At 61.2% G+C, this 15,023-nt stretch carries 14 protein-coding genes and 1 pseudogene; 10 read left to right on the forward strand and 5 right to left on the reverse strand.

Features of this window, described 5'->3' with window-relative positions; genetic code table 11:
- On the reverse strand, positions 1–507 hold the full coding sequence (locus tag M1D89_RS11805) for a DUF2004 domain-containing protein (protein ID WP_498650705.1): 507 nt from the start codon (positions 505–507) through the stop codon (positions 1–3).
- A 50-nt stretch (positions 508–557) separates the two neighbouring features.
- Positions 558–1,523, reverse strand: a complete 966-nt coding sequence (locus M1D89_RS11810) for a LysR family transcriptional regulator (RefSeq protein WP_017200558.1) — start codon at positions 1,521–1,523, stop codon at positions 558–560.
- A gap of 394 nt (positions 1,524–1,917) precedes the next feature.
- Here M1D89_RS11810 and nrdH point away from each other — a divergent pair, with 394 nt between their 5' ends.
- The 4 genes from nrdH (at position 1,918) to nrdF (ending at position 5,945) form a co-directional block, all read left to right on the forward strand.
- Positions 1,918–2,160 (forward strand): glutaredoxin-like protein NrdH, encoded by a 243-nt coding sequence (nrdH, locus tag M1D89_RS11815; RefSeq protein ID WP_476112356.1) that lies wholly within the window; start codon positions 1,918–1,920, stop codon positions 2,158–2,160.
- Between the two features lie 63 nt (positions 2,161–2,223).
- Positions 2,224–2,694: a class Ib ribonucleoside-diphosphate reductase assembly flavoprotein NrdI gene (gene nrdI / locus M1D89_RS11820; protein ID WP_498650708.1), complete on the forward strand. Its 471-nt coding sequence runs from the start codon at positions 2,224–2,226 to the stop codon at positions 2,692–2,694.
- Between the two features lie 11 nt (positions 2,695–2,705).
- Positions 2,706–4,847, forward strand: coding sequence for a class 1b ribonucleoside-diphosphate reductase subunit alpha (gene nrdE / locus M1D89_RS11825; protein WP_402936171.1), 2,142 nt, complete (start codon positions 2,706–2,708; stop codon positions 4,845–4,847).
- Between the two features lie 123 nt (positions 4,848–4,970).
- Positions 4,971–5,945 (forward strand): class 1b ribonucleoside-diphosphate reductase subunit beta, encoded by a 975-nt coding sequence (gene nrdF / locus M1D89_RS11830; protein ID WP_011775019.1) that lies wholly within the window; start codon positions 4,971–4,973, stop codon positions 5,943–5,945.
- A 101-nt stretch (positions 5,946–6,046) separates the two neighbouring features.
- On the opposite strand, the pseudogene M1D89_RS11835 reads toward nrdF, so the two are convergent.
- A pseudogene (locus M1D89_RS11835) lies at positions 6,047–7,533 on the reverse strand (HNH endonuclease).
- 126 nt (positions 7,534–7,659) lie between these two features.
- Here M1D89_RS11835 and M1D89_RS11840 point away from each other — a divergent pair.
- The gene (locus tag M1D89_RS11840; protein WP_498650711.1) at positions 7,660–8,634 is read left to right on the forward strand and encodes a dienelactone hydrolase family protein; all 975 of its coding nucleotides are present in this window, start codon (positions 7,660–7,662) and stop codon (positions 8,632–8,634) included.
- 18 nt (positions 8,635–8,652) lie between these two features.
- Here M1D89_RS11840 and M1D89_RS11845 read toward each other — a convergent pair whose 3' ends face one another.
- Complete coding sequence (locus M1D89_RS11845) at positions 8,653–9,741, reverse strand: PDDEXK nuclease domain-containing protein (protein ID WP_498650713.1); 1,089 nt, start codon at positions 9,739–9,741, stop codon at positions 8,653–8,655.
- A gap of 60 nt (positions 9,742–9,801) precedes the next feature.
- On the opposite strand from M1D89_RS11845, the gene M1D89_RS11850 reads away from it, so the two are divergent.
- Together M1D89_RS11850 and M1D89_RS11855 are read left to right on the forward strand one after the other, a co-directional pair.
- The gene (locus M1D89_RS11850; RefSeq protein ID WP_498650714.1) at positions 9,802–10,293 is read left to right on the forward strand and encodes a DNA alkylation repair protein; all 492 of its coding nucleotides are present in this window, start codon (positions 9,802–9,804) and stop codon (positions 10,291–10,293) included.
- A gap of 67 nt (positions 10,294–10,360) precedes the next feature.
- Positions 10,361–11,863, forward strand: coding sequence for an FAD-dependent oxidoreductase (locus tag M1D89_RS11855; RefSeq protein WP_498650715.1), 1,503 nt, complete (start codon positions 10,361–10,363; stop codon positions 11,861–11,863).
- Here M1D89_RS11855 and M1D89_RS11860 read toward each other — a convergent pair.
- Positions 11,860–12,846: a hypothetical protein gene (locus M1D89_RS11860; protein WP_498650717.1), complete on the reverse strand. Its 987-nt coding sequence runs from the start codon at positions 12,844–12,846 to the stop codon at positions 11,860–11,862. The two genes, M1D89_RS11855 and M1D89_RS11860, sit on opposite strands and share 4 nt — an antisense overlap.
- Before the next feature lie 97 nt (positions 12,847–12,943).
- Here M1D89_RS11860 and M1D89_RS11865 point away from each other — a divergent pair, with 97 nt between their 5' ends.
- The 3 genes from M1D89_RS11865 to M1D89_RS11875 are packed head-to-tail and all read left to right on the forward strand — an operon-like array spanning position 12,944 to position 15,016.
- The gene (locus M1D89_RS11865; protein ID WP_498650719.1) at positions 12,944–13,432 is read left to right on the forward strand and encodes a DedA family protein; all 489 of its coding nucleotides are present in this window, start codon (positions 12,944–12,946) and stop codon (positions 13,430–13,432) included.
- Between the two features lie 31 nt (positions 13,433–13,463).
- The gene (locus tag M1D89_RS11870; RefSeq protein WP_498650721.1) at positions 13,464–14,267 is read left to right on the forward strand and encodes a thioesterase family protein; all 804 of its coding nucleotides are present in this window, start codon (positions 13,464–13,466) and stop codon (positions 14,265–14,267) included.
- Entirely contained in the window at positions 14,267–15,016 is a 750-nt protein-coding gene (locus M1D89_RS11875; RefSeq protein WP_498650723.1) for a lipoate--protein ligase family protein, read from the forward strand. The genes M1D89_RS11870 and M1D89_RS11875 overlap by 1 nt, the downstream gene beginning before the upstream one ends.
- The last annotated feature ends 7 nt before the right edge of the window (positions 15,017–15,023 follow it).

Genomic DNA, 15,023 nt, shown 5'->3' on the forward strand with positions numbered 1-15,023 from the left:
TTACGACTCCCACAGGATTTCGTCGTCCACCACGCCGTCCTCGTCGGCGGCCACTACCAGCAACTCGTCGGTGAAGTGCGAGCCCAGGGTGAAGTCCAATACGAAGTACCTCTCCGGCTGGCCCGGGTAGATGGCCACGTGGCCGAGTTTGAGGGCTTTCAGGAAAACGTCGTTAGTGAGCTGGCCCTTGTCGCTGACACCAAAGACCGATTCGAGTTGCTCTTCCTTGAGCTGCGAGCTGTGGAAGTGCAGGAACTGTTGAGGGTTGGTGCCGTCCTGGTCGAGTTCGTCGGCGATCATCTCCCGGACTTGGTCCACGAGTTCCGGCAGGAAGCGTAATCTATAGTCCACCTTGCGCATGGCCGCCTCATCGAAGTGGTCGTGCGCGGTGACATTGAGGTCCAGCTCCAGCTGGTTGCCGCCAAGTTCGTGTCTCGCGACGAAGCAATGTTCACGCCCGTGGTTGAGCTCGATGTCCCCAAAATGTTTGCTCGCTACCTTGCCCATGTGATCAATCTAACCCCATCAACCGGCGGGTTCCAGCACTTCGCGGCAATTCACCTCTGGAGCTTGCGGCCCTTGACAGGAGCGGATTTCAGGGGGTGAAGACCACTCTTTCCCGAGGTGTCCCTGAGGGTGTCCGCAAGCAGCTGTGTGAACAACTGCACTTGGGCTGTGCGCTTTTCGTTGATGAGCAGGGCGAACACGTTCCGGGCCAGCCGGATGTCCGGTACGTCAAGGACCACGACGCCGGGTGGACGGTTCCGCAGCGCCAGTTCCGGTACCAGCGAGGCACCGAGGCCGGCGGCAGTCATCTCCAGGCTCGCGTGGAAATCGTCGCTGTAGGCCACCACCCGGGGGTGCAGGTTGCAGCTGGCGAAAAGGCGTTCGATCACCAAGGCATCGCTGGTGCCCGGGTGGTGGACTATCCACGGCATGTCGGAGAGATGTGCTGCTTCGATCTCTGCGTCCTCGCGGATCTTCCAGGATGCCGGCAGTACTACCCGGAAGTCGTCGTCGCCAATCCACTGGCGTTCCAGTGAATGAGGCCATGCCAAGCCGGATTGCCCCACCTGGTAGACCAACGCCACATCCAGTTCGCCGCCGCTGCGCAGGCCTTGAATGGTTTGTGCCGGCTCGGCCACGGAGACTCGCAGCTCAATACCCAATCCGCTCCAGCGTTCATTCCGCAGGATGTCCGGCAGGACATAGGTGGCGAGACTGGGGAAAATGCCCAACCTCAGCTCCTGCGCGGGGGAGTCGTTGGTCCTCGAGGCTGCTGCCATCAGGGCCTCGACGTCAGTCAGCACCTTCGACGCGTGCCGGGTCATGGTCAACGCGGCCTCTGTTGGAACAACGCTGCGGGCTGACCGCTGGAAGAGCTCGACGCCGGTATCGCGTTCCAGCGCAGCCATCTGTTGGGAGACTGCTGAAGCTGTGTAGCCGAGTTGGGCGGCGGCGGCGGCGAAGGAACCCAGCCGGGTGACCTCCATCAAGGTGCGGAGATGGAGAAGGTTGACCATCAGCCGATTTTAGCTGTTCGCCACGCCACATTTTCAAAGTGTCACGACACGCCGTATCCCGGCGACACGCTGAAGATTAAATGTGGCTAAGTAGTCCACAGGGTGTGGATGACATCTCTCAGTTCGGCGGAATCACGGACATTTTGAGGGCCCCCGCCTGTGGACGAGCCGTGGATTGAATGACATACTTGTAATACATCATCTTGGGGTTCCGGCGAGGCGCTTGCACTACATGTAGTATCGATTTACGGATTGAGCGGGAAACCAGCACAAGACTAAATAAGCGTGTTGGCTGTCACGGCAGCCCGCGGGCCGGTATCGGATTCAGAAACTAGTTCCGGTTGAGCCCGCCAGATACGAAGAGCGACAGACTTCAACTAAGGGGACAGGGATCATGACCGTTACGGTTTACACGAAGCCGGCCTGTGTTCAGTGCAACGCAACCTACCGTGCACTCGACAAGAAGGGCATTGCCTACCAGAGTGTCGACATCTCACAGGATGTCGAGGCCCTCGAGCGCCTCAAGGCCCTGGGCTACATGCAGGCGCCGGTTGTCGTGACCGAGCAGGACCACTGGTCTGGTTTCCGCCCGGACAAGATCGAGGAACTGGCCCAGGCTGTTTCCTCCGTGGCCTAAGTTTCCATTCAAACTTCGCCACCACAGCACACTCAGAATTCCTATGTAGTCGAGGTGACTCCCATGGCACCGCTGACAGCGGCAACCGTACGCGAAGCTGCGGAAGCTGTCACCACCAGGAGTCACCTCATCTACTTTTCCTCGACCTCCGAGAACACGAAACGATTCGTCCAAAAATTGGGCAGGGATGCAGCGCGCATCCCGCTCTATGCCCAGGATGCTCCGTTGCAGGCCCTCGAACCGTTCGTCCTTGTACTGCCCACTTACGGCGGAACAAACGGGGAAGGTTCGGTGCCGAAACAGGTCATCAGGTTTTTGAATGATCCCCGGAACAGGAAACTGATCCGGGGTGTTATTGGAGCAGGGAACACCAATTTCGCGGATAACTACTGCGCAGCGGGGGACATCATCTCCGTTAAGTGCAAAGTGCCGCATCTTTACAAATTTGAACTCATGGGGACGCCGGAAGACGTTCAACGGGTCAACGAAGGGCTGGAAAAGTTTTGGACACAACTGTCGCAGAAACAGAAGTAACCGGGGGCGCTGTGGACACGGTCAAGAAGCCGCTGCCTGAGGCTTTCAAGGGCTTGGGTTATCACGAGCTCAACGCCATGCTGAACCTGTATGGCCCCAACGGTGAGATCCAGTTCGAAGCTGACCGTGAAGCTGCACACCAGTACTTCCTGCAGCACGTGAACAACAACACGGTGTTCTTCCACGACCTGGAAGAGAAGCTCGACTACTTGGTGAAGAACCAGTACTACGAGCGCGAAACCCTCGACCAGTACACGATGAACTTCATCCGCGACCTCTTCAACCGCGCGTACAAGAAGAAGTTCCGCTTCGAGACCTTCCTCGGCGCCTTCAAGTTCTACACGTCCTACACGCTGAAGACTTTTGACGGCAAGCGTTTCCTTGAGCGCTACGAAGACCGCGTCTGCATGGTAGCCCTGCACCTGGCCCGCGGTAACGAAGAACTGGCCAACCGCCTCGTCGACGAAATCATTGATGGCCGCTTCCAGCCGGCCACCCCCACGTTCCTCAATGCCGGCAAGGCACAGCGCGGTGAGCTCGTCTCCTGCTTCCTGCTCCGCATCGAAGACAACATGGAGTCGATCGCCCGCGCCATCAACTCCGCCCTTCAGCTCTCCAAGCGCGGCGGCGGTGTAGCCCTTTCGCTCACCAACATCCGCGAGCACGGCGCCCCGATCAAGCAGATCGAGAACCAGTCCTCCGGCGTCATCCCCGTGATGAAGCTCCTCGAAGACAGCTTCTCCTACGCCAACCAGCTCGGTGCCCGCCAGGGCGCAGGTGCCGTGTACTTGCACGCCCACCACCCGGACATCCACCGCTTCCTGGACACCAAGCGTGAGAACGCTGACGAGAAGATCCGCATCAAGACGCTCTCCTTGGGCGTCGTGGTTCCGGACATCACGTTCGAGCTCGCCAAGAAGAACGAGGACATGTACCTCTTCTCCCCGTACGACGTCGAGAAGGTCTACGGCGTTCCGTTCTCCGATATTTCGGTGACCGAGAAGTACTACGAGATGGTTGACGATTCCCGGATCAAGAAGACCAAGATCAGCGCCCGCGAGTTCTTCCAGACTCTCGCGGAGATCCAGTTCGAGTCCGGTTACCCGTACATCATGTTCGAGGACACCGTGAACCGGGCCAACCCGATCGACGGCAAGATCACCATGAGCAACCTGTGCTCGGAGATCCTGCAGGTTTCCTCGCCGTCCATCTACGCCGAGGACCTCAGCTACGAGACCGTTGGCAAGGACATTTCCTGCAACCTCGGTTCCATGAACATCGCCAAGACCATGGATTCGCCGGACTTTGGTCTCTCCATTGAGACCTCCATCCGCGCCCTCAGTGCTGTTTCGGACATGTCGTACATCAACTCCGTGCCTTCCATCGCCCAGGGCAATGCCCAGAGCCACGCGATTGGCCTCGGCCAGATGAACCTCCACGGCTACCTTGCCCGTGAGCACGTCCACTACGGTTCCGAAGAGGGCCTGGACTTCACCAACATCTACTTCTACACGGTGCTGTTCCACGCTCTGCGCGCTTCCAACCGTCTGGCCATCGAGACCGGCCAGAAGTTCGGCGGATTTGAGAAGTCCACTTACGCTTCCGGTGAGTTCTTCGACAAGTACACCGAGCAGGAATGGGTTCCGGAGACGGAGCGCGTCCGCGAGCTCTTCGCCGGCCACCACATCCCCACTCAGGATGACTGGCGCGAGCTGAAGGCTTCCGTCATGGAGCACGGTATCTACAACCAGAACCTGCAGGCCGTGCCGCCCACCGGTTCCATCAGCTACATCAACAACTCCACGTCCTCGATCCACCCGGTGGCCGCCAAGATCGAAATCCGCAAGGAAGGCAAGATCGGCCGCGTTTACTACCCGGCTCCGTACCTGACCAACGACAACCTGGAGTACTACCAGGATGCCTACGAAATCGGCTACGAAAAGATCATCGACACCTACGCCGCTGCCACGCAGCACGTGGATCAGGGCCTGTCCCTGACGCTGTTCTTCAAGGACACTGCCACCACGCGTGACATCAACAAGGCGCAGATCTACGCATGGCGCAAAGGCATCAAGACCCTCTACTACATCCGTCTCCGCCAGATGGCCCTCGAAGGGACCGAGGTTGAGGGCTGCGTAAGCTGCGCACTCTAATTAACTTAAATCGGTTGATTCCTTGCGGCGGGCTGCCGCGCTGAAAACTAAAGATCACGACGGCGGGTTACCACCCGCCGTCGTAGGCTTATCTCAAGAAAACCATCGCTTTAAGGGGATGAAATGACCGAAAAGGTCAAGCTGCTGACACACGTCGAGGCCATCAACTGGAACAAGATCCAGGACGACAAGGACGTGGAAGTCTGGAACCGCCTGGTCAATAACTTCTGGCTCCCGGAGAAGGTGCCGCTGTCCAACGACGTCCAGTCGTGGCACACACTGACGCCGGACGAGCAGCAGCTCACCATGCGCGTGTTTACCGGCCTTACTCTCTTGGACACCATCCAGGGCACCGTCGGCGCCGTTTCGCTGATTCCGGACGCGATCACCCCGCACGAAGAAGCTGTGTACACCAACATCGCTTTCATGGAGTCGGTGCACGCCAAGTCCTACTCGTCCATCTTCTCCACCCTGTGCTCCACCAAGGAGATTGACGACGCTTTCCGCTGGTCCCTCGAAAACGAGAACCTGCAGAAGAAGGCCCAGATCGTCATGGACTACTACCAGGGCGACGATCCCCTGAAGCGCAAGGTTGCCTCCACTCTGCTGGAGAGCTTCCTGTTCTACTCGGGCTTCTACCTGCCCATGTACTGGTCCTCGCGCGCCAAGCTCACGAACACGGCCGACCTCATTCGCCTCATCATTCGTGACGAAGCCGTGCACGGCTACTACATCGGCTATAAGTTCCAGAAGGGCCTGGAGAAGGTTTCCGAGGCCCGCAAGCAGGAAATCAAGGACTACACGTTCGAGCTGCTCTTCGAGCTGTACGAAAACGAAGTCCAGTACACGCACGACCTCTACGACGGTGTCGGCCTGGCCGAGGACGTCAAGAAGTTCCTCCACTACAACGCCAACAAGGCGCTCATGAACCTCGGCTACGAGGCCATGTTCCCGGCTTCCGTCACCGACGTGAACCCGGCCATCCTGTCGGCCCTATCCCCGAATGCCGACGAGAACCACGACTTCTTCTCAGGCTCGGGCTCCTCCTACGTGATTGGCAAGGCTGTCAACACGGAAGATGAGGACTGGGAGTTCTAAGGCGACGTCCATCAGTCGACGACTAGGAGGCGGACAGCGAGCGATCGCTGTCCGCCTTTTTTGTGCGCAGCTTGAGGCGTCGCAGCTTCTGCGGCGGGTTTCTACGTTCTGGAGGGGCGGTGTCCGGGCAGGGGTGGGGATTTCGATTGGTAGGTGTGCCCGGTGGGTGTGCTGATTTCGAGGGTGTGGATCCCGCCGTGCACGTCAGCATGTACGGTTTTGGTGGTCCAGCCGGGGTTTTCCTTGGTGTGGTTGCACGCCTCGCACAACCCTGCACCGTTGGCGAGGTTCGTTTTGCCTCCGGAACGCCAAGGAACCACATGGTCAATGTGGCGGATGGGTGCGTCGCAGTACGGCGTGCGGCAGGTGTGGTCGCGGGTTTCAATGAAACGCCGAAGCCTCGTAGGGAAGAGCCGGGCTTTGGAGTCCATGCTCAGGAGCTCACCCGTGGCTGGTGCGGTGTAGAGCCGGCGAAGCCAGACAGTGAGCTCTGCATCCGGCGTTCCCGCGTGATCTTTGCCGGTTCGCCCCGGGCCGGAGGATAGGTTCGCCGCTGCCTGTTCCAAGGTTGCGGTCTGTCCCAGGTTTGCGGTCTGTTCCTGGGTTGCAGTCGGTTGGGGGGTTGCGGCTTGCCCGGAACCGAGAAGTTCCCTTGCCCATTCGGCCGGGACGATTCCGTAGCCCTTGAGCCGGGCTGGTTCGCTGTCGCCCTGGAAGAGGGTGCGGTCGGTCATGACGAGGTCCAGGTTGATCCCTGAGACCCCGCCGGGTGTGCCGGTGACGCGTTCGACCAACGTGTCGGCCATGACCTGACCCCGGGTCGGACAACACCAGACCCCGCGCCCCCGACGGACTTTGCATCACCGCTGGAACGGGCCGAATCAGCCGCATGGCACAGGGCAGCGTAAACCGCCACCCCTTGCGCGACCGGCAACAACGCCGTCAGGTAAGTCATCGTGTCCGGCGCCGGGCGCAGGCTCATCCGTTCAGCGGCGGCCCGGCTGGCACGACCGGCCACCGACCGCGGATCCCGCCGATACGCAGCAGCCTTCGCCGCCGCAACAAGCGCCTTATCGCCCTTCCCGTCAAAGAATCCGGTATCGGGGGCGAGCTCCTCATCCACCGCACACCGGTCCTCAACAGACAAACACGCCGTCTCCTTCACCAAAAGCGTGGCCCGCCACTCGTTCAACTGCCCCGACTTCAGAGCCGCCAACGTCCGCGGCATCTCCAGCACAAGGGCCTTCGCCAAACCCAGCAACCGGGACCCACGATTCGGTGACTCCCGCCTCGCCAACGCCACCTGAGCACCCACACCCTGGCCCCGCTCCGAGGCAGGGACACCGGCCTCGGCCTGCTCAGCGCGCTGGGCAAGATCAAAAGCCACAGCAACCCGCGCCTGCAAAGCGGTAATGGCCGACTTCATCTCCTCCAAAACCCGCAACTGCTCAACCAGGTCCCCACTCACAGAGCCGGCCGAAACCGGACCCGCCGAAACCGCGCCGGGTTGAGACACGCCTCGGGATGTGGCACGAAGAGGCGCAGCGGACACCGCTGTCTTCGTTTGCCTTTCCCGGATCTGCTCCATGTCCCAAGTCTCGCAGGGGCCACTGACATTATTAGATGGTTCGCCTGAGACCGTGATTGAACCATCCCGCCCTTGTCCGCGTCTTCTCATCAGGAGAGGATAAGTGCCATCTTCGGAAGGATCACCATGACTCAGCTGGGCAAGTTTGAAAAGTACTTGATCGAAGAGTTCTACGACGACTTCCGGTCGGGGGACATGTCGCATAAGACGTTCACCAGGCGGGTGGCGTTCATCATGGGAAGCATGACCGCGGCCGCGGCGGCCATGACTTTGGTGGGCTGCACGCCGGACGAGGTTCCGCAAACCACCGATCCCATGCCCACACCTTCGCCCTCATCGGCGGCGGCAAGAACAGGGACCGCGACCACCGCCGTTCCCAACGCCAAGAGTCCGATTTCCGTCCCGGAGGGTGCTGCGGGCCTGACGACGGCAACAGAGACGTTTCCCGAAAACGGGACGGAAATCAGCGCGTACCTGGCCCGGCCCGAGGGGAGCCGAAAGGGTCCCGGCGTCTTGATCTGCCACGAAAACCGCGGGCTCACACCGCACATCCAGGACGTCGCCCGACGCTTCGCCAAGGAAGGGTACGCGGCGCTGGCACTGGATTTGCTGAGCAGGGAGGGCGGCACGGCGAATATGGATCCGGACGCTGCCCCTGGCGCTCTTACGCAGGCAGGCGCCCAAAGGCACGTGGACGATTTCAAAGCCGCCTTCGAGTACCTCAACGGCCAGGATTTCGTCGAAGAGGGCCGGATCGCCATGGTGGGTTTCTGCTTCGGCGGCGGCATCACATGGCAGGCAAGCACCGAGATCCAAGGGCTCCAAGCAACATCCGCCTTCTACGGTCCCGCACCGGACCTGGCTAAGGTGCCCACCATCAAGCCGGCGGTCTTTGGCGTCTACGCGGAAAACGATGCACGTATCACCGGTGCGATGCCCCAGCTGCAGGCGGCCTTGGATGCCTCAACGGTCAAGCACCAGTTCAAGGTGTACCCCGGCGTGGACCACGCGTTCCACAATGACACGGGTGAGCGCTACGTGGAGGCTCAGGCAACGGCAGCGTGGAACGACACCCTGACGTGGTTCAAGGACAACGTCTAAGCCGCCCTACCCGAGAACTCAGCCCTGCAGTCGCGCTGCCTCGCTCGCCAGCTCGGCCTCCAGGGTCTCGATACTCGGCAGGCTCGCCACCAGCTCATCGGGCAAGGAATCAGCAAGGGAGGTTTTCCACTCCGCGATGCCCACAGGAGCGTTGAACCCACGCAAGGCATACTCGGCCACCACGCTGTTCTTCTCCTTGCACAACAGCAGGCCGATGGTGGGCTTGTCGTTGGGGTGAGCCATGAGGTCGTCGACGGCCGCCATGTACATACCCAATTGTCCGAGGAACCCAGGTTCGAACTTCACGGCCTTGAGTTCGATGACCATGTAGCAGCGCAACTTCAGATGGTAGAAGAGCAGGTCCGCGAAGAACTCGTCCCCCGCAATCTCCAGCCGCACCTGCTCACCAACGAAGGCAAAACCCTGGCCCAGCTCCAGCAGGAATTTCTCCACGTGTTTCACCAACTGCAGCTCCAGGTCCCGTTCGGTGTGCCGATCACTCATGGACAGAAAGTCAAAGACGTAGGGATCCTTGGTCGCCTGCTGCGCAAGGTCCGAATCGGCAGGCACCATGGTGGTTTTGAAGTTGGTGATGGCCTGCCCGGAGCGTTCGTGCAAGCGCGTTGAGATCTGGTGGGTCAGCACGTTGCGCGACCATCCGTGTTGGGCAGCCGCCGCGGCGTACCAAAGGCGCGTGGCGGCGTCGTCGAGCTTTTCCAGCAGTGCGATCTGGTGGTACCAGGGCAATGTTGCAAGCGGCGCTTGCAACATTGGAAAGTCCGGCCATGCCTGGGCGAAGCTCTTCATGTACCTCAGGTTTCTGGGAGAGAAGCCTTTAGCTTCCGGGAACCGCGTCCGGATGTCGGCGGACAAGCGGGTGACCACCTTGGCTCCCCAGCCTTGCTCGGATTCACGGTCGGCGAGCTGCCGGCCGATGCTCCAGTAGGAATTCAACAACTCGCTATTGGCCGCTGCCAGCGCCCGGGTCCTGCCGACACGGACCTCTTGGGCCACGGTGTTGAGCAGTGTGGGGTACCAATCGGGCATGGACGAAGCAGCCGGGACACCCGGAAAGGATGCCTCGGTGGCGAGCTCTTGGGACGGCATGTTGCTCCTGTCGGTTGCTGTTGTCATCACGCTAGGGGGAGGCACTGACAAAATAGACGGGTGAGTGAAGCCGGTGAATTCGTGGACTACACCCTGCAGATGGAATCGACCTGGGAGAAGGCCGATGAGGCCAGTGAGCGTCTCGGCGAAGCCCTGAAGGTATACGGTGCGTCGGTAGGTGCCGTGCGGGGAACGGTGAGGGATGCACTGAAGCGGTACAAGAATCTTGAGCACGACGACATCACCGCCCTGAGCTCGGAACTTTGGGAAGAGCCGGTCTTCGAACGCCGCCTCGCAGCCGTGGTTCTGCTGCAAACCAAGGTAGGTGTCCTGATCAACACTGACCTCACCCGTATCGAAGGCTTCATCAGACGGGCCGGCACCCGGGAGCTGGTGGATCCCTTGGCAGCAGACGTTGTGAGGCCGTTGCTGGCACGGCTGGAGGGGCTCGCGAAGGAACGCGCTGAGCGCGTGCTGGACCGTTGGGCTATGGATCCGGACCCGGAACTACAGCATGCAGCGGCTCTGGCGACAGGCACCGCCACCTCTTGATAAGCGCCAGCGACCCGCCTAGCGTTTCCCTCACTACATGCCAGTGAATTGAGAGGCAGGTTGATCGATGAAATCGCTGTGGTTGGACCGGGAATCCCGGTTCATGTCCGACTCAATCCCCGAGGAAAAGCACTTCGACACGATAGTGGTGGGCGCCGGGCTCACCGGAATGGTGACGGCCTTGCTGCTGTCCAGGTCAGGGCAGCGGGTGGTGGTTTTTGAAGCCCGAACACTCGGTGCAGTGACCACCGGAAACACCACCGGCAAATTGAGCCTCCTGCAAGGTGGAGCTCTTTCAGCCCTGCGTAGCCAGTACTCCTTGAAAGTGGTGCAGGCCTATGTGGAGGCCAATAAGAGCGGGCAAGCCTGGCTGACGCAGTACATGGAGCAGCAAGGCATCCCATACCAGCGCCGGACAGCCGTCACGTTCGCAACCACGGACGACGGCGGCCAGCGGCTCCGCAAGGAGGCTGCAGTTTCGCGGGACGCAGGTTTGGACGTCCACTTCAGCCGTGACCCCGGATTACCGTTCCCTGTTGTGGAAGCTTTGGAATTGGAGGATCAGGCACAGATCCACCCCATGGAAGTGCTTGAAACGCTCGCCAGGGACATCCGCGAGCATGGCGGCCTCATCGTTGAGGACATGCAGGTGCAGAACGTGGGCTCCGAGCAACCCATGGAGGTCTCCACCCGAAAGGGCGCGTTCACTGCGGACACAGTGGTGATAGCTACGGGCATCCCCATCCTGGATCGCGGCCTGTACTTCGCCAAGCTTGAACCCAACCGGTCCTATGCGGCCGCCCTCAAGGTACCGGGCGAAATTCCGAAGGGAATGTATCTGTCCATCGATTCGCCCACGCGCTCACAGCGCACGCAACCTACTCCCGAGGGGGAGCTGCTCCTGGTAGGCGGCTACGGCCACACGGGGGGCCGGGCGAAGTCGCCTAAGGCGCACTTGGATGACCTGCTCGGATGGGCAACGCAACACTACCCCGGAGCTGAGGTCACCCACACGTGGTCAGCACAGGACTACCAAGCCACCAACCTGATGCCGTTCTTCGGCAAGTTTCCCCGTGGCCACGGACGGATCTTCTTCGGCACCGGCTACAACAAATGGGGGATGAGCAACGGGGTGGCGGCGGCCCTGTCCATCACCTCCGATATCCTGGGTGGCCAGTCCGACTGGGCCAGCGTCATCCATCACCGGGTTACCTCGCCCCTGGGCGCGCTTCAAGCGGTCCGCCTCAACGCCAGCACCACCAAACGGATGGTGGAAGACAGGGTAAAAATCAAGGCTAATCCCGAAATCACAGATCAGACCCGTCCCGCCGAAGGAACCGGCGTGGTGGGGCTGTACAAGGGTGAACCGGCGGCCGTGTCCACTGTGGACGGCAACGTCTGCATGGTGTCGGCGAGCTGCGCGCACCTGGGCGGAATAGTGAGTTGGAACAACGCCGAGAAGTCGTGGGACTGCCCCTTGCACGGTTCGCGCTTCACCCCGGAGGGAAAGTACCTCGAAGGCCCGGCCACGCATCACCTGCAGAAGTCGCCGGTCAAGAAGAAGGACTAGCTCAGCCGATCGACGCGCCGCTGGGCTTGGTCAGCGGCGCGTCGTTGCTGGGTTGCGGCCCGCACTGCACGCTTCTTGTCTGATTCGGCGGATTCCGTATCACGGGTGATCCCAATGAGTTCGGCTTCAAGTGCGGCCAGACGCTTCTTGATCTCTTCGATCTCGGATTTGAGGTTGGTTTTTCGGTCGGCCAACTCTTTGACGGTTTCCCACGCGTCGGAGGCTGCCGCTTCAGCTTCCTTGGCCTCCTTGTCGGCGGCCTCGAAGTCGCGGCGGGCCTCTTCCAGCGCTGCTTGTTGCTTGGCGGCGCGCCTATCGGCCAAGGACGTCGCTTCGTCCTTGGGTGCCTTCTCTTTGGACGGCGTGTCTTTAGAAGGCTCTTCTTTGGAAAGCTTGTCCTTGGGAGGTGGCGCCGGTTCCGTCTTGGCTGCCCGCTTAGCAGGGGCTTTTCCGGTTTCAGGACCAGCTTCGTCGTCCGGACCTGCTGCAGCGATGGCGCCTGTAAGGTCCACTGCCTCGAAGCCGCTGCCGCTAAGCCCCCGCACCAGCCGACCCGTTCCTACGGCGACGGCGGCCCCGGCATCGGCCATAGCTGCCCTGAATGTCTGCTCAACGTCGGCTGCTGCGGCAGCGCTAAGTGGAGCGCCCAGCTCGGATGCGAGATCCTTGGCCGCATGCACGGCAGATGTCAGTTGGCCCTGGCGCTGCTGCCCGAGTTCGCGAAACGCTTCAGTGTCGCCCTCCTCTTGGGCGGTACGAAGCGAAACGCCAAAGCGCACGACGCCGTCAATCACCTCTGGCTTGTGAAGGGCCAGCATGTTGATGGCCCAGGCGCCGGCGGCCGGCTTTGGGAGGCTGCCAATCTCTTTGGCCAGGTCCTTGTTGCCGGCATCCTTCGCTTTGCGGACCAGCGCAGTTCGTTCCGCCGTGAAATCACGGGGAGTCACGGCGTACAGCTCCTGGGCGGCGTCGCGGAGATCCATGCACTCATCCTAGGGTTCCGGGCTCGTCATAGGGTTTGCACGGTAGCCCACGGGACCGAGTCTTCATTGGTGAGCTGCTTAGGGTAGCCTAAGTCGAGTGGACCAGATCATGAGTTTGCCTTTCGGCGTCGCACTCGCGGCGCTCTTCGCGATTGTCATGATCCGTGTCAATGTGACCTACTGGATTGGGCGGGGAGCCGTTGCCGGACTCGCGCACACCCGCTTCGGTGATTCTTTGGAGCGGCCCAAAGCAGCCCGTGCCCAGGCCCTGATCCAACGGTGGGGTCCTTACGCCGTCGTACTGTCTTTTCTGACCATCGGCCTCCAAACGGCTATCAACCTCGCGGCCGGTGCTGCCCGCATGCCGCTCCGCCGGTACTTGCCCGCTGCTGTGGCAGGTTCTGTCATCTGGGCATTGCTTTACGCAACCATTGGTCTCGCTGCTTTGGAGGCGTGGCTTGCGGTAGCGGCAGCGTCGCCAGTTGGTGCTGCAGTGGGAGTCGCAGCCTTGGCGGCCATCGTCGTCTGGGTTGTCGTGTTCCGTCGGCGTCGGGCGAGGGCCAGATCAGCGGATACAGTGGTCTGAGTTCTACAGCTGGATCGGCGAAAGGCCTGGGTTGACTACTGCATTACCGGAACTGGCGGACGGCGATTTTTACTACGAATCCTTGGGCGAGGGCCGCTACCGGTCCACCATCCATGCCCAAGGTGCGTGGAATCCCCACGAACAACACATGGCCCCCGCCTCGGGCATCATTGCCGATGCCTTGGTGCGCCATGAGCCACGGGACGACGTCCGCCTGGCGCGGATCAGCTACGAAATTCTCGGGCTGATTCCTGGCGGCGAGTTCCAGGTCACCACCTCGACGTTGAGGCCGGGAAGGACCATCGAACTTATCCAGGCAGAGCTTTCGGCGGGAGGCCGTGTGGCAATCCGTGCTGCCGCGTGGCGCATGGTCACCAGCGACACCAGCGCTGTAGCCGCAGTGGAAGATGAGATCATGCCGGCCCCCGACGAATGCAAGCCATGGGATGGCGCCAGCGTGTGGCCCGGGGGATACATCCGGTCCTTGGAGATGCGCATCGCCGAAGGACACCGGCCCGGTTCGGGCAAGGTGTGGATTCGGACGTCCCACCCGCTCACGGACCAACGAGACAGCACCGATCTCGCCCGCCTCATGGGCTTGGTGGATACAGCGAACGGCATCGCGGCGCGTGTTCCGCCGGGCGAAAACAGCTACATTTTTCCCAACGTCGATCTTCAGATTCACATGTACCGTGCTCCGTCGGGCGAATGGTTGGGCCTGGATAACAAGGTCTCTTTCGGGGCTGACGGCATCGGCCTGACATCCACTGTGCTTCATGACGTCAACGGACCTTTCGGGCGGGCCGAACAGATCCTGACGTTGAGGAAGAGTTGATGGTCGGCTCGGAAGCAGGGTCACGCCAGCTTACGGTTTATCGCCAGAAGGAATCGATGGGCGCGGCGGGAGACCTCGATTTCGCCTTGGAGCTGCTTCAGCGTGCACGCAACGGCAAGCTCGGCCCGTCTCTCCGCCTGTATCGTCCGCAGCCTACCGTGGCTTTCGGCCAGCGCGATGCAAACCTTCCTGGTTTTCACGCAGCGGAGGAGGCCTGCCGGGAACTCGGTTTCGAGCCCCTGATACGCAAAGCCGGGGGCCGTGCCGCGGCGTATCACCAAGGGACCCTGGTGATAGATCACATTGAGCCGCACCCCGACGCGATCGTGCGTGCCAAAGCCCGTTTCTCGGAGTTTGGCGAGCTGCTGGCCGGTGCGCTTCGCAGCGTCGGCGTCCATGCCGCCGTCGGCGAAATTCCGGGGGAGTACTGTCCGGGGGAGTTCAGCGTCCACGGCGAGGACCCCGATTTTCCTGCGCACCGCATCAAGCTCATCGGCACTGCCCAACGCGTCGTCTCCGGAGGCTGGCTGTTCAGCTCCGTGATCGTGGTAGAGGACTCCAAACCCATTCGCGAGGTCCTGACGGCGAGTTATGCTGCGCTCGGGCTCGAGTGGGACACCGCCACTGCCGGGGCTGCGAATGACCTGCTGCCGCATCTGGACGTAGCAACGGTGGAGGATGCCGTGATTGAGGCCTACCGGGGTTACGCAGACACCCTCGACGGCGACTTCCGGACTTTGCTGGGCTAATCACCGT

Source organism: Arthrobacter sp. D3-18 (assembly GCF_054408525.1).